The organism is Aquimarina penaris (genome assembly GCF_040786285.1).
In the GTDB taxonomy this organism is placed as follows: Bacteria; Bacteroidota; Bacteroidia; order Flavobacteriales; family Flavobacteriaceae; genus Aquimarina.
Genome location: NZ_JBFMKQ010000003.1, coordinates 534,665 through 553,923, shown reverse-complemented (window position 1 = coordinate 553,923; position 19,259 = coordinate 534,665). Strand labels below are relative to the sequence as shown.

The window sequence follows — 19,259 nt, the reverse complement described above, 5'->3', positions numbered from 1 at the left end:
TTGATGCTAGAATCATCAAACATAACAACATTAAGAACCTTTAATTAATCATCCTGCAATCATTACCATCCATCCCACACACATTACTTATTGTTTGCTATTATATGTTGGAAATCGTGAACCTCCTAAGGTCGGTTTCCGCTACTCTCCTATCCCTTCGACAACACTTCGACAGGCTCAGTGTGACAGCTCGGGGTAATAGATAACGCAAGTACATTATGATACAGATTGTATTCATAATAAGACGTTATGTAAAATTGCTTTGAACTCTATCTATATTGTATTTATTGTAAACTCTTTATTATGAATTACCCTGTTATTTGATAACAATTAAGATTTTGATGCGCACAAGTGTAACAAAACAAACAAAACCCTATCCTATAGATTATAGATCAATCAAAAAATCGTTAAACATGTTTAATCAACAAAAAACAAAATTTAGGCATCTTATGGGTGCTACTTTATTAGCACTATTAATTTCTGTATCTTCCTATGCAGCTTGGCCAATTATGGCTATAGATACCGTCATAGAAGAAAGCCGTAAACCAACCGATTCATTATCCAATAAACGGTTGGACAGTTTGGAAATGAATCAGTCAAAAAGCTTTCAGATTCATAACAATAGTGTTATTCGCTCTTTTAATGATCATCTTATTTCTAAATCTGAAATGGATGCCTTTATAAAACAACAAATAGACTCACTTAATATGCCAGGGCTATCTATAGCATTTATTAATGACGATAATATAGTATATCACAATGCATTAGGAGTTAAAAACAATGAGACTCAAGAAAAAGTAGACCATGCTACAATGTTTGATGCGGCTTCTATGTCTAAAACTGTATTTAGCTTTTTTGTAATGAAAATGGTAGATGATGGTCTTCTGGACTTGGACACACCATTATATACCTATATGAAATATCCAGATATAGCCTATGATAAGCGCTATGAATTAATTACAGCTAGAATGGTGTTATCACATACTAGTGGATTCCCTAATTGGAGATTTCTTGATCAAAATGGAAATTATAACCCAGATGGTAAGCTTACCATACAGTTTGAACCAGGAACTAAATTTCAATATTCCGGGGAAGGTTATGAATACCTTGCTAATGTCATTGCGCATCTAAAAGGTGTTGAAAAGAATGGACTACAAAATTTAATTAATGCCGCCATTTTTGAACCTCTGGCAATTAAAAACACGAGTTTTGTTTGGAACGATTATATAGAAAACCATCGTGCAGATGGCCATTTAAAAGGTAAACCAAACAAAGGATATAGCAGCAGTGCCAAAGACCCTAATTTTAAGGCATCCGCTAGCTTACAAACAGAAGCTAAAGCATTTTCAAACTTTTTATTGGCACTTATGAATAATAAAATCTTATCAGAAAAGAGTCATCAAGAGCTATTAAAAATACAGTCAAGCTCCTTAGCGACTAAGAGATCAAAAGCCCGTAAATATGGATTAGGTATTGCTATAGAAGAATCTGATTATGGCACTAATTATTTCCATGGAGGTGATAATTTGAGTAATACTGCACTGTATATGTTCAATAAAGAAAAGAAAGTTGGTTATGTATTTTTTACCAATTCAGAAAACAAAAACAGGTTTAATAAAAACTTACTTAACTTTCTTTTAGCTAAGTAGTTAAATATTATACGTGTACTTAAAAAGCTTCAGGATATATATTTTGGAGCTTTTTAATTTATATGTCATTCACACAAGGCTAAAGCAAAATGACATATGCTTGCATTTTACATAATTACAGATACGACAGAGCAGACTATTGATTAATAGCTTTTAAATGAGCATATACTGGTTGTCCTTGTACTTTCATCTCTACTTCTCTGTCAAAAATCTTAATACCTTTTACTTGATTAAGTTTTCCGTCTGGAGCAAAAGCTTTAACACCATAGAATTCCCCATTTTCATTTATAGCTTTAACATTAACAATATTACCAGAACGACTAATACCTTTTATATCTAGTTTTACATTATCTTCAGTTAATGCTTTAATTTCGTATACTGTGCCCTTTTTTCCAATAGCCTTGACAGGTGCATATTCGTCTGAACTTTGCATTATTTTAACAGGTAGTTCGTACTCCTCTACAAATGCCTTAATATTCATAAAACTATGCTGTTTAGAATCTTGTGTTGCTTTTACATCAAATGTATTGCCTTCAGGATCAAAAGCTTTCACATCTAGATTTTTACCATCGGTAGTTACCGCCTTAATATTCCAGATAATTCTTTCGAAATCGGTTTTATACTTTCTTTTCTTATTAATTTCCGATTTTTTAAACATTTTAAACTCAGCTTCATTAGCAGCTGGGTGCATTGCTTTAACATGAGCATGGACCGCTACACCTTTTAATGTCATCTCTCTTTCTCCTCTATTAACCTTTATGCCTTTAATATCATTCTGTTTTCCGTCTGGAGAAATAGCTTGTAATCCAATATATTTACCCTCTTTAGTAATGGCTTTCATGATGACAATATTTCCAAATCTTCTAATGCCTTTTATATCCAGTTTTTCACCTTCTTCTGTTATTGCTTTAATGTCATACGTATTTCCTTCATTACTTATAGCAGCAACAGGTGCAAATTGCTCATCATTCAATAACAACTTAACTGGTAATCCCTCACTATCTGCAATAGCTTTAACATCTAAGAAGCTATCTTGATCGGAGTTTTGAACTGCCTTAATGTCGAAGGATTTTCCTTCTTCATCAAAGGCTTTAACATCTAAGCTTTTTCCATCTGGAAGAATGGCTTTAACATTCCAATAGATATCGTCAACTTTTACAATTTCCTCTGTTTCAGTTTTACTGGTTTTATCTTTTGAAGGGCTATTATTACAGGCCATTAATAAGAATAAAAACCCAAGAATAAATAAATTATAACTGATAGATCTAACGAATGAATGGTTTGAGTTTTTCATAATTAAAACTTAACTTTCAAATTATCTAAAAGTAAAAAATGATGATACCTTTTTTCATGATATTAGTCATAAAACAATAGATGTATATTGATTCTACACACATTAGGCTTTCCTCCTATCCCTTCGACAACACTTCGACAAGCTCAGTGTGGCAGCTCAGGGTAGTACATAATGCAAGTACGCCCTAATATAAATTCTGATTTATATCATTGACCTTGATAATCTTAAGGAGTAATTTTACAGTATACCAATATTTAATCATGTGCAAAATGATCAACCAGCAGCAATTAATATGAAAAATTTTCTCTCTAATATTTCGTCCAGAAAAGCTGCAATGGTCGTAGGGGTTGCATTTATCACTTCGGTTTTTATCGTAACCTTAGTTGATGATTTTCTTTTAGCAAATTTTGTTGTGCCTGGAGATACTGCAACGCTAGCCAGAGATATTGAGGCTAATAAGAAACTGTTTGGTTTTGCAGTTATTGGTTATCTACTGGTACTTGCTTTAGATTCCATTATTGGTCTCGCGCTTTATGTAGTTCTTAAGCCAGTTAATAAAAACCTTGCGTTGGTTACCGGAGCTCTAAGACTGCTATATGCTTGTACATTGATAATTGGGTTATTTGCTCTGGTTTTTCAAATTATCGATGTTTATGGCTATGAGTCTATAAAGCTTTTTGGATATATATTTTTTGCGTTGCACATTCTTGTACTTGGTTATTCGGTTTTCAAGTCAAAATATATACCTAAAAGCCTTGGTATAGTATTAATGTTTGCATCGTTCACATACGTTGTTTTTTTTGTAAACATAAATCTGCCCAAAACGATCCAGGTAAGTATTATGTTGACAATGGCTCTTGCAGAACTCTTACTTAGTATATGGCTCCTAGCAAAAAGAAAGAAACTACCTTGAAAAATAGATTTTATGGATTACTGTTTGGGTCTGAGTGTTTCAATAACCTGAGCATCTACCCAGAATATATCTACATTTTCGTAGTTGTCTGGGGTCATATTCCTATTGAAAAAAAGGTATTTACCATCTGGTGTTACACAGGCAATCGCTTCCCAACCATCAGTATTTACTTTGTCACCCAAATTAATAGCCTTACCCCATGAACCATCTTGCTGTTTAAAGCTTATATAGATATCAGAATCGCCGTATCCGCTATCTCTTTCACCATCCCATATCAAATAGGATTCATCTGGTGCGATGAAAGGGTGAGCATTCATTCTGCCAGTGTTAATGGCTGCACCAAATGGCTTGGGTTCTTCGCGTTTCCCGTCTATTAATCGCGAATAACGAATAATGCCATCTCCGTCTGGCATGCCTATCTCATCAAAAACATAGGTTCCTTTTGACGACACCGTAAGGCGCATGATCTGTATCTCTTCGAAAGAAGAGCCAAGTTTTTTTAACGCTGACCAACCACCGGACTCGGTACGTTCCTTATATCTTCTACCCAAATGCATGGTCTTACCATCGGGAGCGATAAAGGGAGTTCCTACCCTGGGCGATACAACGGATTCCTGCCATTGGTTATTTTGATATTGAAAAACAACAAGTTCTTGGTCTTTAGTTTCTTTACCCTCTCTAATAAAGTAGAACTCCTTCATATCTGGTGTAAAGACACCACTAACTTCCCAATCTTCTGTCGTGACTATACCAGGGGCAAAAGGTTCAGGAATTAAACCTGGTGGTTTTTGGCCTAAATAGAGGTTTTCTCTAGTTGCTTGTTTTTTATCTTTTGAATGTTCTTTTTTAGTAGTGCAGGCATTTAAAAATAGTGTCCCTGCAAGCATTAAAATAAAATACGTTTTTCTCATTGTTTAGATTTTCATACTATTTGCTATTTCTTGATAAAAGCTGGTAAGATTTCCTCTGCGGTTATTTGCAAGGTACTATTATCGTTATCATGAGCGGTAATCACAACCATCAAGTCCAACTCCTCGATTAGAATGATATACTGACCGTTACCCCCCTGAGCAGATGTGCAGAAATAGCTTTTGTTACCAACTTTCAAATCTCCACTCCACCAGAAATAGCCGTACCCTTGATTAGATACATCTTTGCCGCCGCCGTAGACGTCGTCATCCCCGGTATAGAGGATTCTGCTGGTTGCTTTGGCGATAAACGCCTCGGGAACCAGCTGTACTCCATTCCATTTTCCTTTGTTCATGGCCAAAGTTCCCCACTTAATCATATCGCGTGAGGTGAACCTTGTACGCCATCCAGATTCTGGTAATCCACTTACGGCTGTTCGCCAACCATAATTCTTGATGTCCATTTTGTCAAGAAGTTCATTTTTAATAAAATCTTTGGCTGTACCTGGAACAACGGCATTGATGACTTGCATCACCAAACCTGGGCCATAACCATATTTAAAGCTTTGAGATACTGTAGTTATAGGCATGCTATTCTCAAGTAAAACTTGAATCCGCCCTTGCCCTTTTAACATAGCAGGATTTTTTTTGAATTCTTCTTCCTGTTCTTTACTAATGCGGATACCTGTACGCATGGTCAGCGCATGATTCAGCGTGATCTTTTCTACACCGGCAACAAATTTTGTTGGATCGAGGTCTTTAAGAAAACTGATCAATGGTTTGTCTAAATCAGCCATGGATAGATATCCCATCTGGATAGCACGACCGAGTGCTAAGCTAGTATAGGTTTTAGTCGCCGACGCTTGGTAATGTGGCAGATTGATACGACCACGTAAATAATAGGATTCAAAAAGGAGTTTACCTTTGTAGGCAATAAGAAAGCTATCATACTTGCCATATGTATTGTTTGCGATCTCCTTTGCTAGTTTAAGAATCATCGCTTTATTACCACCATCGATGCCTAATTCACCGACAAGGATACCGTCTTTTCTATCTTGTGGCGCTACATCGATAAAGGCTTCTTTGAGATCAGGAATGTCCCTGTATGAAAGCTTTGCTTCGGCAACTGTAGCCTCTGGCGCCAGAGTATCACTTTGTTGAGCAAAACCATTATGTGTGAGTATTAGAAGCATTAAAAGCACAAGTCCTATTTTGTTTTTCATTATTTATAAGTGTTTAATAGTGATAGAAAGATTATTGGTATTAAAATTTGCTAGTTCTTACTTTCTGTTTTATTTAGCTATTTTAACCATGCAGCCTGTCCCCCATTGGACATAATTTTTTTTACTTCAGCGCCATCCTTATTCATACTATAAATCGTACGTATTCCATCCGTTTTTGAAGCAAAGATTAGTTGAGAACCATCAGGTGACCAGGATGGCATAGAATCACGAACATCATTATATGTCAATCGCTTTTGATTAGAACCATTTATATCCATGACATAAATTTCAAAGTTTCCATCTCTATCAGACATAAAGGCAATTTGCTTACCATCAGCAGAAACATCTGGATGCCATTCTTTAGCACCATTACGTGTTAGCTGAATGATATTTTTTCCATCAATATCTGCTATACTTATAGCACTACTCTTATCTTCGAATTCCCAAGAAAAGACAATTTTACCGTCTGGAGTAAAATAAGGGTTACTCCCTTTTAGTGACTTTATTTGAGTCTGTTCACTACCATCTGAATTCATGATCCAAATTTCGGGATGCCAAACCCCTTCAGCATCCTTATACTCTCTTGCAAAAACAATTTTTGTTCCATCTGGAGACCAATCAGGAGCATTATCCCATTTATTTTTGGCATGAGTTAATCGTTTTCTATTCGTGCCATCACTATTCATTGTATGAATAGACCAAGTCTTTTTGTCATCATATTTTGCATAAAAAGCAATACGTTTTCCATCAGGAGACCAAGCAACATATCCACCATTCTGATTTGTACTTTTAATAGTTGATTTACCCTCTACATCAGTTGAATAAATTTCTATAATGCCTGATGGTAATGATGTATAACCAATTGCATAGGAAGTTGCTTTAGGCGTTTCATCACATGACAAAAAAGTTATTAATAACACTGTACTTAAAAGAGTTTTTAAAGGCATATTTTTTTTCATATAGTTTCGATTGTTAGTTACTTTTTATATGCTCCAGAAGTTCTTTTTTCAACTGGATAAAATCCACCCAATACGTATACGATGTCCAATACGTACTTCCATCTTCTCTAACTTTTTCTTCTCCTCTAGAGAAAAAAAGATACTTCCCATCGGCTGAAACAGTGGGAGCATTCTCATTTATCTTCGTATTTATTTTGGGTCCCAAATCATAGGACTCTGTCCAGATCCCCTTGTTATTGAAGCTGATGAATATATCGCTATTATTAGGTTCTGAAGCCTTTTGAGAATCGTATAGGATATAGCTTTCGTCGGGGGCTATAAATGGGTGGGCAATCCACTTGCCATTAGCGTTGATTACATCATCCATTCTTTCGATATCAGCATAATGACCGTTCTGATTGACGGCATAGTAAATGCCCTCATCATCAGCACCAGGTCCCTTCCCAGAAGTGAAATATAGGTTGCCATTCTCTGAGGGTGTCGCACACATGATATATATATCTAGAAACGGTTTTCTCATAATAATGGGCTCACCCCAACCACCGCTTTCATCTTTTTCAACATACCATTGATGTAATCCTCTTGGTGTAGTTGATGTTGTAATAGTATTCTTAAGCTGTCTTGTGCTTCCGAAATAGAGGCGGTCCCCTTTCGGACTAAAACGGGAATGAAAATCCAGATGCTCTTTGTTTGTTGAAAAAGATGCTGGTTTCGGTGCTGACCATTTTCCATCTATCAATTTCATAGTATAGAGATTATGGCTCTCACCTGGTTTTCTACGATTAAAAAACAGTTCGTCCATATCTGAACTAAAAGTAATCGAGCTTGAGACGTGGTCATCTATTGAAATAATACCTGAAGCAAAAATTAAAGGCGTATCCGTGGGGATTTGATTGCTGAGTAAAGTAAGGTTTGACTTTTTATTATCCTGACAAGAAGCACTAAAGCCAAGTAGAAAAGTTAAAATGAATAAGGTTCTAACTTGTTTCAAATTATTAGTTTTCATTTTTTCTTCCTTTTGTATATTTAAAATATCTCATTACTAGTTTTTCATCTTACAAAGGATGTCTTTTTATCGCATTTATCTCATCTAAATTTTACCAACTGCTCTATACCATAATGAACTACTCTAAGAGGATGATTATAATGATTATCTTGCATCAGTAAAATCGCTAAAAATGAACTTGAGATTTTTCTCCAATCTCCTTTTAATATGCTTACTATTACTTGTGACCTCCTGCTCTCAAAACCCTATTTTTAAGGAACATGAAACCGTGTTCAAGATTGGAGATCAACAAGAATGGGCCGCCAAAGATCTGAATGATCAGTACTGGAAAAAAGAAAAACCAGTTGTATTGGGTGGTCAGATGTACTGGTTCAGGACTCCAATTAATATTTTGAAAGCTCCTGAGTCATTACATCCCTATGGAATCCAGCTGGATGTTTATGGAGAATATGAGGTTTTTTGGGATGGGGTGTTGATTGGGAAAAATGGGAATCCAGGTCAGGAAGCGGTACTACCACCTGAAGGTAAAATGTGGGCTACCTTTAGTATTCCGACTCATCTAACAGAAGAGGGCGAACATCTATTGGCCATACGCTCAAGTCTTTATTATTTCCCGGATCATTCCGGAATATGGGAGTTAAAGATGGGTTATTACGACGATCTATTAAACGATCGACTCATCGAATCTTCCTATATGCATCTCTTTGCAGGTGCCTTTCTTATCGCTTCTTTCTATTTTCTATTTCTCTTTCTAAGTGACAAAAAGGAGTATGCAACACTAATTTTCAGTATTTGCTGTTTTCTCTTTTTTGCTTTGATATTGGCAGAATTCATGAAAACCTATATACCCATCCATTACAGTATGCATGTGGTACGCTTACGGGTCATAAGTATTTTGATGCTTGGGATTTCTTTTTTGATTCCGTTCTATTTTTCTATGCAGTTTCCTTTCCCCAAAAGAAAACTACTGCTTACCATTTATTCCGTTGTTTTATTGTTCTTTTTCCTGTCAAGATATGTCTATGAATTGACTGCCAATAATATGGTTTTAAGCATGTGGTTGTTTTCATTTGGGATTGTGGGGTTTGGGGTTTATAAAAAGATGAAAGGTGCACTTCTCGTACTATGCACTCTCCTACTATCCATAGCTATAGGTTTTGCCACTCCCTTTAACATTAGTTTATTTGTAGGTTTCAGTCTTATTCTTCTTGGGATGTTTTATTTACTTTCTCTCAGAATCAAAGAACAACGGCTGGCTTATGAAACTTCTCTAGTTCAATCCACACGCTTACGACTAGAATTACTAAAAAAGAATATTCAACCTCATTTTCTAATGAACACCTTGACCTCATTAATAGATTGGGTAGAAGAAACCCCTAAGAAAGGTGTTTTGTTTATAGAAGCTTTAGCCAAAGAATTTGATCTTTTTAATCAGATAGAAAATCAAACATTGATTCCTATTGCTCAAGAGATAGCACTTTGTCGTACTCATCTGGAGATTATGGAATACCGAAAAGAAATCAACTATTTTTGGGAAGAAGAAGGTATAGATCCTAAGGAAAAAATACCACCTGCAGTATTTCATACCCTATTGGAAAATGGAATTACGCATAGCCTGCCTCTAGAAGATAACAGTATTACCTTTAAGCTTATTTTTGAATCGAATAGTCATTACAAGTGTTATACATTTTTGACGTTTGCTGCTAATGTGAGGCAATCGACGAGTAATAAAAAAGAAGGCACAGGGCTAAAATACATAAAAGCTCGACTAACAGAGAGTTACCATGAAAAATGGGATTTCACCTCTGTACCAACAAATAAGGGTTGGAAAAATACCCTAAAAATATATTCTTAAGGAGATGAACATTTTAATTGTTGAAGATGAATCAAGAATAGCCAAAAGAGTTGAACGAATGACTCGTGATTTTTTTGGAGACACTTTACAATCGCTGGGGCATAGTAATACACTCCATGAAGCATTGAGGTTTATTGAAAATAATTCATTAGATCTTGTTCTTCTAGATTTGAATCTTAATGGTGACAATGGTTTTGACCTGTTGACTACAGCGGTTTCTAAATCGTTTCATACGATAGTTATTTCTGCTTACAGAGATCAAGCAATTACTGCTTTTGAATATGGGGTTTTAGATTTTGTTCCTAAACCCTTTAATAGGGAACGCTTAGAACAAGCTTTACATCGGACTATTGCTAATGAAAAGATAGAAACGAATGAGGTTAAATTTTTAGCCATTAAAAAAAGGCATAGGATACAACTAATACCTATTGAAGATGTACTTTATATCAAAGGAGCTGGTGCCTATACCGAACTCTTTCTGGCTGATGGAAAAAAGGAACTACATGATAAATCACTCGAAAAGCTAGAACAGTTGTTATCATCTTCTTTTGAACGTATCCACAAATCATACTTAGTAAAGATGTCTGAGGTAACGAAAATTAGTGTAGCATCCGGAAGTAAATATATGGCCGAGCTTAAAAATGGAGAACGTATCCCTATCGGAAGAACCAAGTACAAAGATCTAAAGGCCAAGTGGTTTTAATATATATATTACATAATTGCAGATATAACGGCACCATATTGTAACCAACAAGCGTTTTTATGTATGGTGTTTTGAATAAAACGAAGATTTTCTTGCCATTGCGTTGTGGTTAAAGGCTCTTGAGACCATATTAAGAAAATAGAAATAAGTTCAGGTAAAATAGTATTTTTTTCATAATACCATTTTTAACCTGAACTTATTTCGAGAGTTTTGATTATATATTGATGAATTAAAAGTGATTCTTTTATTTACTGTTTGTTCGTTCAAAAATTAATGTAGCAAAAGATTGTACTCCATATTTTATTGTTGTTTCATCTACAGCAAAGTTGGGTGAATGTGGCATAGAAATTATACCTTTTTCAATATTAGATCCCCCCAGGAAAAAGAATACCCCTGGTACTTTTTGCTGATAGAATATAAAATCTTCGCCAAAGTAAGGAACTTGGCCGTACAGTGGTTTAAACATTTCTTTGTTATAAAAACTAGAAATTGTTTGTGATGCAATTTTTGTGAGTTCAGCATCATTTATAGGGGTTCCTGCATAATCCTTTGAATATCCAATGGAGATAAAAGAATCTTTAAATTTAGAGGTAAGGATTTGTTTTTTTATTTCAAGAGGTATGTTATTCACTCTTTTTATATCAGTTTCAAGAAAACTAGCATTATAAAAAGTAACAGCCTTATCTGTATCTGTATTAAGTCTCGCCCCTTGTAAAATAAAGTAATCTTTAAAAATTGTTTCTTGATTTGTCAGTCCTATTTTAGGATCAGAAATTTTACTTATGAGATCCCAGGGTGAGCCTTTTTGTTCAATATTACGAACAAAACCTTTTAATATACTATTCATAAAGTTTTCTAACTCTTTATTATCAGTATTAGGTTTAAATTCAACCTTAAGTGTTTTTGTGTGTGCAAATAACTCATTAGCCTTAACATTGATCACTCCAGATGTTTCTGGACCAATATGTAAGCCATAAATTTCATCTGGCTTGATCATATCAAAAAGACCGTCTGCAATCATATCTTTTGCTCCTGTGAACGTTTCTTCTGCCGGTTGAAAAATAAAATAAACAGTACCTTCAAGATTTTCTTTTTGTTGAGAAAGAACGTTAGCTATTCCTAAGCCTATTGTTGTATGCACATCATGACCACAGATATGCCGTATGCCTTCATTTTTAGATGTAAAACTAACCACATCCGGTTCATCAGTTTTTATAGCATCCATATCTGCTCGCCAAGCTATTTTCCTGCCTTTTTTACCTCCTTTTAAAATACCTACTACACCATTTCCTCCAATATTTGTTTTTACCTCTAAACCCAAACCCCTTAAATATTCAGCAACTATTTTAGAAGTTCTTTCTTCTTGAGTAGAAATTTCTGGATGCATATGTAAATCTCTCCTAACTTTAACTAGATTTTCATAGATGACATCCGTTTTATTTACGATGTCTTTGTAGGTGTCTGTAGTTTTAGTTGATTGTGCACAAAATGTTCCTGTAGTAAGTAATAATACTATTGTTATAAATTTTAATTTCATGATATAATAGTTGTTGTTATTAATTATATCACAAATATGGTTTTAATCGATCCTCAATAGTAGTACTTTGTGCTGAAACGTAGGTATTGTTATTTGAAACGTCACAAGCTTTTTATTTGTTCATCCAATCTTTAAAATCGCTTGTCTTTTGTCTGCTTACAATAAACTCCTGATCTCTTGGGTTGGAAACAGATAATTTTACGCGATGATTAAAATAAGGTTCTATTTTCTGAACTGAAATTTTAGAAATAATCTGGCCTCTATTAATTCTGTAAAATTTAGTATCATCTAAAGAATCAAACAATTGATCCATAGTCTCATCTATGATGTAGCGCTTGTTATGGGTAATACCAAAAGTGATACTATCCTGCGAATACATATATAAAAGCTCTGAGATCCTTATTTGTACAAAGCCACTCCCCTCTTTTACTAATATTCCTGAGCGTTTTTGTGGGGTTTGCATACTACTCAAAAGTTCTTTTAAAATATTCGGTTCTATAGCATTTGATAGACTTTTAGATTTTGAAAATTTGTTTAATGCAGCGTCTAAGTCATTTTGTTTAATGGGCTTTAGTAAATAGTCGATACTATTTACTTTAAATGCTTGAATGGCGTATTGGTCAAAAGCCGTAGTAAAAATAATGGGCGAAGTTACCTCTATTTTCTGAAAAATCTCAAAACTTAAGCCGTCTGCCAGTTGAATATCCATGAACACCAAATCTGGTATCTTATTTTTTCTAAACCATGAAACCGTATCTTCAACGGAATCGATAACAGTTAGTACTTCAAATTCAAAAACACTTTTGTCTAATAAGTTTTGTAACTGACTTGCAGCACGAGGTTCATCTTCAACGATTAGTATTTTCATGACTTTTCTTTTGATGATTTTAATAATGGAAGAGAAACTGTAAAATGCTCTCCATCATTATTGACAATAGGCGTTTTACTCGATATAAGTTGGTACCGTTTTTCAATATTTTTTAATCCAATTTTTGTGGATAGTGTTTGGGTTGATTTCGTTTGAATTTTGTTACTCACTACCAAAGCATCTGCTTTAATGGTTACTGTAATAAGCAAAGGTTTAGCTTTAGAAACAATATTATGTTTTATAGCATTTTCTAATAAAAGCTGTAAACTCATAGGTATGATCATAGATGCTAATTTATCTTCAGGAATATTCCAATTCAGCTTTAAGTTATCTCCAAATCTTTCTGATTGGATATGAATATAAGCTTTAGCAAATTTCAACTCTTCTTCTAAGGAAATTAAATTTGAATTACCAGACTCGATAATAAAACGGTAAACATCAGATAGGTTATCAACAAATCCTTTTGCATCTTCTTTAGAATCTTGATCAATAATATCTCGTAAGGTATTTAGACTATTAAACAAAAAATGGGGTTGTGCTTGATTCCTTAACGTATCTAATTGCGCCTGAATCATTACTTGTTTAGCTTGTTCTTCTTCTCTTATTGATTTTTTAAGTCTCACATAATAATAAACAGCTTCATATATTGCCATATTCATAATAGTGATTAATATGATAGGCACAAGCACCTTTAATTGGGTGATATGCGAAGAATTAAAACCTAGGAGATTAAAAAATTCTGATAGTAAACTACCTCCAACAAAATCAACAATTACTATGGTACAAATAATCGCAAGGAGAAGGACGATGATCCGTTTTATATCATCTTGAAAATTGGGATACTTTTTTCGTAAAAAAATCAAAATAAACCGTATAATAAACCAATCACAGATTGTGAAAAATAATGAGACAATCCAGCCTATAAAAATTAACAATAAAGAATTTCTTTCTAATGGGTTATTAAATAAATAGTTGGTTATAATACTTATGATAAGAATACCAATTACAGTAAACCAAATATCATTAAACCCTAAGTATTGAATCCGTTTTTTTTTGTTAAGTATCCTCATGAATTATAAACTTATTAATGGTATCCCTTGTTTGGCTTGATAGAATATAAACCCAATCCATGAAGCATATATTAACCCAAAAACAGTAACAGCAATAATCTGATTTTTACTTGTCGTTTTCCATTTATTAGATAGCCATAGTGCGAATAACGGAATTATTTGTATGCCATGCAATCCAAAAAAATGTGCCACTCTCAAATCCCCTCCAATAGTACTCCAATTAACTAATGGTAATCCAGCACCTCCATCTACTACTCCAATATTATGAGACATTTGGCTTATCATTTGTCCACCTACCCAACTTCCTACGACGATTATAATCCACCCTAATACTATGGCCAACTGAATTGATTGGGGTGCTTTTAATTTTAATCTAATGGTATCGAATATAAATACGATCATAATTAAAACATTGATTGCAATTAAAATGCCCATGGCTGCAAATAATAAACCATCAAATAAATTCGATTGATTGTAGTGAGATTGCACACCACGCGCTCCTTGATACACAATAATACCTATTTCTATTAGTAATGTCCAGGAAACAATGGCATTAAGAATATTTTTCTTTTTTTTAGAATAAGGATATAAGGTCATAAGATATCCTACAGTTAAAATATAAATAGCTCCAGAAATTGAAAATTTTAATGGTTTAATCCATACATTAACCCCTACTAGAGTTCTATCATCAATAAAAAGACCAACGATACATACAATAGCTAAAATTAAATGGGTTATTACAATTCCATAAAGTATTGGACTTTCCTTTTTTACTGTACTAAATACTTGCTTTAAATTGGTCATGATTACTTCTGTTTAATTGTTTTAATAATCATGAAAACTAGAAAGCCTAGAGGCCCGAACATAAATGTGGCAAATAAACAAGGAGCCATTATGAATTGATGAATTTTAAGTTTCTTGTTTTGATCTAACATCCACATACCCACTATAAGGTCAAAAGCAAGGTAATGTATCCAACCAGCCAAAACAGCATTTTCTTCTGTAAACAATTTCATAACTGATGTAAGGCTTCCAAAATCCATCATTCCTCCTATTTGGATAGCTTTAAGAATATAGATCGCATACATCAAGGATAATACTAACGGAATTACTTTATAATCAATTAAGAATTTAGTCACTTTCCATTTAGGTAATAAGATCATTAAAATCCACATAGGAATTGTAATCATACCTGCTATTGAAAAAATTTCTGTTGGAGTCATATTTTAGCTATTTAAAAAGTTATAGGGTTAATCTATAGCCAAATATGTTATTCATAAGAAGAATACGAAATCATATTCTTTTGAATCGTCGTAATATGTTTCTGAATTGTTATACTTTTTGTTAGATATATTCCTATTCTATACTTGGACCTGAAAATCAAGAAAATCGAGTACCATTTTATCAACTTTAGATTTTCAAGAAGAAAAAGATGGTGGAATAGAACGTGCTTTAGAATTACTAAATAATTAGACCGTTTCTAAGTCAAGTAAACAAGGCTATTTTCTGTAAGACAGCCTTGTTTACTTCTTAGTCAGTTACCATTGGATACGAGGTAGCTTCACAATAGCATCTTCATCTCATATTGATCCACAGTATTTTTTAAACCGATTTCTTCTAAAACATCAATCTTTTCTTTTAAAACTTCATCTACATTATTGATTTTTATTGTTTTTGATACACTTCGTATAGCAGTAAATAATCGTATCCAATTATTTGTGCTTTCTCTTAATACGTTAAATTGAGATATGTAGCCATTCTCTGGATTCATAATAAAATAAGAGTCAGAATTACCTTGTACAGAAATAATATAGTAGTCATACGTCCCTTTTGTAACTGTAGTATAGTAATTATCCCAGGAATACGTGTTTTGTTGTAAAGTTTTCCAGTCAAAATAGCTACTCTCGACTGTTTTCAATTCAAAATCTTGTACTTTGTTTTTAAGAAGAAAATCTCCATGATAGCACTTAAAGCTTTTAGTTATAGTAAAACCAATGCCTTCATAAATTTTTATAGCTTTTTTATTATCTTTTATGACTTCCAATCGACATTCTGATACTCTGTGTTTTTGTAATTCAGGAAGCGCAAATTGATAGATTGATCTTACGATATATTGTCCTCTATATTCAGGAAGTACTCCTGTACCAGTATTAAAGGCTATTAATTTCCCATTACGTTCATCAATGGCATTAATGATAAAACCTACCAATGTATTGCCATCAAACATTCCGTAAGATAAATCTAACCTTACGCCTGCCGTTTTCCAACGTTTCTTATAGTAGTCATGCTCAATTGGCATTTTCACAAAATAATTCTCAAATGCTTTTAGAAAACATTCCATAATAATGGAAAAATCAATTTGCTCTAAATTTTTAACTTGCATATGTATCCTTATCTAAAATTTGTCGTTTCTACATTAGGGTTTTTCGGCTTGTGTATACTGAAAATAATTATGTTAAAGCAAATTACGACTTATAAACTTTTTAGTTTTGTTCTTTAAGGTAATCATTTGAATAAAGTTTTTAGGCCATTTTTTAGTTCGAAAACAGATTTCACTTCTTTAGGATCTAGTGGCTTATCAAAAACGGCAAGTTCATCCATCATGCCAATATAGCCTAAACCTAGCATAATTTTTCCTTTTTCTGCTTCCCATGTAAAGGGATCATTTACATCTTTTATAACACCCTTCAATTGACCATCCAGGTATAACTTGAATATAGGTTTTGTTGTATTTACTTTTGAAAAAGTAATGACAATGTGCGTCCATTTTTGGCTTTTAAAAGGAGGCTGCTTTACCGTAACAGTACGTTTTTCCCACTTAGCCTCATCGTTTTCGTTTTCTGGGTTCCAAACCTCTAAATCTCCCATAGCTCCTAATCGAAATTTTCTAGGATCATGATCTGTGAAATCTACCCATAAGGCCGCATCGTTGTATCTAACATCTGTAATGCATATTGGGTCACAATAGCCCGGTGCTAAGTCTTTGTTGGGGTCTAATTGCAACCAAAATGATACAGTACCACTCCATGATGTACTACTATACCCCACATTGTTGTAAGCGTTATAAAAAATAGCCGAAGTGTTTGCCTTTTTAAAATGAAGCGCGTCACCCACAAGGCCTTTATTTTTAGCTAAAACAACGTCAGGATTGTGTAAACCAGGTTTGGCATTCGCTGTTTTTTTATAGTTTTCGGCTGTATACATCATTGCATCGCCAACTGATACATCTGCAGATACTTTTCCGTCGAAAGAACTATAAAAAAGTATATGATCCTTTAATTGTTTGTTTTGCGAAAAAGAAATACTTGTAATAAGAAAAAAGAATACGCTGGATATAGAAAAAATCATAGTTAATTTCATAATTTTTTGATTTAAGATTAATATTTATAGCATCTACCCTATTATAATTATTAAAATTGTCTAGGTCATTTTAACAAAAAACTGAATCATAAGAATCCTTCAAACTCCATTCAATAGCTTTGTGAGCATGAATTTTCCCTGTATCAAAAGTTGGTATTTTTAGGTCACTTTTTTTGACTAGCATAGGTAACTCTGTACACGCAAATATTACTCCCTTTACTCCTTCTTTCTGAGATTTTTTAATGATTTTTAGTATTTGTTGCTTTGAGGTTTTGGTAAATACTCCTTTTAGTAATTCTTTATAGATAATATCATGAACTCTAGTCCTATCTTCTTCGTACGGAATTGTAACTTTTAATCCATATGATTCTTCTAGAATTTTGGTATAAAAGTCCATCTCCATAGTATATTTTGTTCCTAATAAAAGTACTTTTTTAAGCCCTTGTATTTGTATAGCTTCACCAGTAGTATCTGCAATATGTAAAAATGGAATAGAAACAGCGTGGGTAATGTTATCACTTACAATATGAATTAAATTAGTACATAATACGATCATATCTGCACCTGCTTTCTCAAGCTGTCTTGCACTATTTGCAACAATGCTCCCTATTGTTTTCCAATCTTTTGCAAACGTTAGTTTTTCTATTTCTGAAAAATCAACGGATACCATAATAATCTTTGCCGAATGTGAATCTCCTAACATTTGGTTCACTTTTTTGTTCATTCGCTCATAGTATAGCTTAGAAGACTCCCAACCCATTCCGCCTATTAATCCTATTGTTTTCATAATATTATTCTTGCTGTTTTGACTTTTGTTTTGGCCAAAATTAGCCTAGTAAGTAGTATGATGCTAGAAAGTTAATTGAATGCTCTAATAGCGATAGTTGAAAATTTTTCAACTACAACAATATATAATGTATCGTATCTTTGAATTATGGAATTGAAATACTTTAGGCTTATTAAAACCATTGCAGAAGAAGGCAGTATTGCTAATTCTACCGAACGACTTTTTTTAACACAATCAGCTTTAAGTCATCAATTACGTGAGTTAGAAGAACGGTTAGGTTTTAAAGTCTTTCACAGAACAAGAAATAAATGGGAATTAACTCAAGAAGGTTCAGAACTATATAAATTGGGTAATAAACTTTTTAGTACGATAGATGAAAGTTTTAGTAACATTCAGCATATAAAAGAAGGCTCAAAAGGTGCTATTAAGTTAAGTGCAGAATGCCAATCGTTTTTTCATACCATTCCTGGGTTTATACAAAAAATGGGGATGCTATATCCAGAAATTGATATAGATATAAGTCTTGGAGCAACGCATCAAACCATATCACAGGTATTATCTAATGATATAGATATTGCCATTGTAACATCTAAACCTGCTTCTGAAGAATTAGAAAGTATAAAAGTGTTTGAAGATGAGATTTTTGCTGTTGTACATAAAGAAAATCATCTCAATGGTTTAGACTATTTGGAAGCAAGTGATTTTTCAGACATACACTTGTTGATAAACTCTTTTCCGTTAGAAGGTGTAGCTGTCTATGAGCAGTTTCTAAAACCAAATGGAATACATCCAATTAAGATTTCTGCAATTCCGTTTACAGAAATTACATTATCAATGATACATGCTAATATGGGAATTATGTGCGCTCCAAAATGGCAATTGACTCCTTTTAAATTGTCAAAAGAGTTGATGTTTAAACGTATTGGAAAAAATGGTTTAAAACGAAACCATTACTTAGTTGTAAAAATGAGACATCGTAATAAAAAATATATCCACGATTTCATCTCTAGTTTTGAGGAAGAATTTTTAGAAGCATAATCCATTCCAATATGCAGTCTCAAATCTAACCGAATGATATATGCGAGCAATATTATAATACCATAACCATATATTATCTCTTAGCATTA

At 33.5% G+C, this 19,259-nt stretch carries 18 protein-coding genes; 5 read left to right on the top strand and 13 right to left on the bottom strand.

What is annotated here, in order from left to right:
* Positions 1-413 precede the first annotated feature (413 nt).
* A complete protein-coding gene (locus tag ABW637_RS16230; protein WP_367585771.1) occupies positions 414-1,649 on the top strand; it encodes a serine hydrolase domain-containing protein in 1,236 nt (411 codons plus the stop codon).
* 136 nt (positions 1,650-1,785) lie between these two features.
* Here the strand turns inward: ABW637_RS16230 and ABW637_RS16225 are convergent, their stop codons facing one another.
* On the bottom strand, positions 1,786-2,943 hold the full coding sequence (locus ABW637_RS16225; RefSeq protein ID WP_367585770.1) for a DUF7486 family protein: 1,158 nt from the start codon (positions 2,941-2,943) through the stop codon (positions 1,786-1,788).
* Between the two features lie 292 nt (positions 2,944-3,235).
* Between ABW637_RS16225 and ABW637_RS16220 the strand changes: the two genes are divergently transcribed.
* On the top strand, positions 3,236-3,856 hold the full coding sequence (locus tag ABW637_RS16220) for a DUF4386 domain-containing protein (protein WP_367585769.1): 621 nt from the start codon (positions 3,236-3,238) through the stop codon (positions 3,854-3,856).
* A gap of 17 nt (positions 3,857-3,873) precedes the next feature.
* Here ABW637_RS16220 and ABW637_RS16215 read toward each other — a convergent pair whose 3' ends face one another.
* The 4 genes from ABW637_RS16215 to ABW637_RS16200 form a co-directional block, all read right to left on the bottom strand.
* Positions 3,874-4,767: a TolB-like translocation protein gene (locus ABW637_RS16215; RefSeq protein WP_367585768.1), complete on the bottom strand. Its 894-nt coding sequence runs from the start codon at positions 4,765-4,767 to the stop codon at positions 3,874-3,876.
* 23 nt (positions 4,768-4,790) lie between these two features.
* Positions 4,791-5,987: a serine hydrolase domain-containing protein gene (locus ABW637_RS16210; protein WP_367585767.1), complete on the bottom strand. Its 1,197-nt coding sequence runs from the start codon at positions 5,985-5,987 to the stop codon at positions 4,791-4,793.
* A gap of 77 nt (positions 5,988-6,064) precedes the next feature.
* Complete coding sequence (locus tag ABW637_RS16205; protein WP_367585766.1) at positions 6,065-6,946, bottom strand: beta-propeller domain-containing protein; 882 nt, start codon at positions 6,944-6,946, stop codon at positions 6,065-6,067.
* A 13-nt stretch (positions 6,947-6,959) separates the two neighbouring features.
* Positions 6,960-7,952: a hypothetical protein gene (locus ABW637_RS16200; RefSeq protein WP_367585765.1), complete on the bottom strand. Its 993-nt coding sequence runs from the start codon at positions 7,950-7,952 to the stop codon at positions 6,960-6,962.
* Between the two features lie 268 nt (positions 7,953-8,220).
* Between ABW637_RS16200 and ABW637_RS16195 the strand changes: the two genes are divergently transcribed.
* The gene (locus ABW637_RS16195; RefSeq protein ID WP_367585764.1) at positions 8,221-9,807 is read left to right on the top strand and encodes a histidine kinase; all 1,587 of its coding nucleotides are present in this window, start codon (positions 8,221-8,223) and stop codon (positions 9,805-9,807) included.
* Between the two features lie 4 nt (positions 9,808-9,811).
* Complete coding sequence (locus ABW637_RS16190; RefSeq protein ID WP_367585763.1) at positions 9,812-10,510, top strand: LytR/AlgR family response regulator transcription factor; 699 nt, start codon at positions 9,812-9,814, stop codon at positions 10,508-10,510.
* A 244-nt stretch (positions 10,511-10,754) separates the two neighbouring features.
* Here ABW637_RS16190 and ABW637_RS16185 read toward each other — a convergent pair whose 3' ends face one another.
* The 8 genes from ABW637_RS16185 to ABW637_RS16150 all read right to left on the bottom strand — a co-directional run bounded on the left by ABW637_RS16185 (position 10,755) and on the right by ABW637_RS16150 (position 18,132).
* On the bottom strand, positions 10,755-12,047 hold the full coding sequence (locus tag ABW637_RS16185; protein WP_367585762.1) for a M20 metallopeptidase family protein: 1,293 nt from the start codon (positions 12,045-12,047) through the stop codon (positions 10,755-10,757).
* A gap of 112 nt (positions 12,048-12,159) precedes the next feature.
* Positions 12,160-12,915: a LytR/AlgR family response regulator transcription factor gene (locus ABW637_RS16180; RefSeq protein ID WP_367585761.1), complete on the bottom strand. Its 756-nt coding sequence runs from the start codon at positions 12,913-12,915 to the stop codon at positions 12,160-12,162.
* Positions 12,912-13,985: a sensor histidine kinase gene (locus ABW637_RS16175; RefSeq protein ID WP_367585760.1), complete on the bottom strand. Its 1,074-nt coding sequence runs from the start codon at positions 13,983-13,985 to the stop codon at positions 12,912-12,914. The genes ABW637_RS16180 and ABW637_RS16175 overlap by 4 nt, the downstream gene beginning before the upstream one ends.
* Before the next feature lie 3 nt (positions 13,986-13,988).
* Entirely contained in the window at positions 13,989-14,789 is an 801-nt protein-coding gene (locus ABW637_RS16170; protein WP_367585759.1) for a hypothetical protein, read from the bottom strand.
* Between the two features lie 2 nt (positions 14,790-14,791).
* Positions 14,792-15,208: an ABA4-like family protein gene (locus ABW637_RS16165; protein ID WP_367585758.1), complete on the bottom strand. Its 417-nt coding sequence runs from the start codon at positions 15,206-15,208 to the stop codon at positions 14,792-14,794.
* A gap of 338 nt (positions 15,209-15,546) precedes the next feature.
* Complete coding sequence (locus ABW637_RS16160; RefSeq protein WP_367585757.1) at positions 15,547-16,368, bottom strand: GNAT family N-acetyltransferase; 822 nt, start codon at positions 16,366-16,368, stop codon at positions 15,547-15,549.
* A 122-nt stretch (positions 16,369-16,490) separates the two neighbouring features.
* Positions 16,491-17,345 (bottom strand): LamG-like jellyroll fold domain-containing protein, encoded by an 855-nt coding sequence (locus ABW637_RS16155; protein WP_367585756.1) that lies wholly within the window; start codon positions 17,343-17,345, stop codon positions 16,491-16,493.
* Between the two features lie 70 nt (positions 17,346-17,415).
* Positions 17,416-18,132, bottom strand: coding sequence for an aspartate/glutamate racemase family protein (locus ABW637_RS16150; protein WP_367585755.1), 717 nt, complete (start codon positions 18,130-18,132; stop codon positions 17,416-17,418).
* A 147-nt stretch (positions 18,133-18,279) separates the two neighbouring features.
* Between ABW637_RS16150 and ABW637_RS16145 the strand changes: the two genes are divergently transcribed.
* Positions 18,280-19,170 (top strand): LysR family transcriptional regulator, encoded by an 891-nt coding sequence (locus tag ABW637_RS16145; RefSeq protein ID WP_367585754.1) that lies wholly within the window; start codon positions 18,280-18,282, stop codon positions 19,168-19,170.
* The last annotated feature ends 89 nt before the right edge of the window (positions 19,171-19,259 follow it).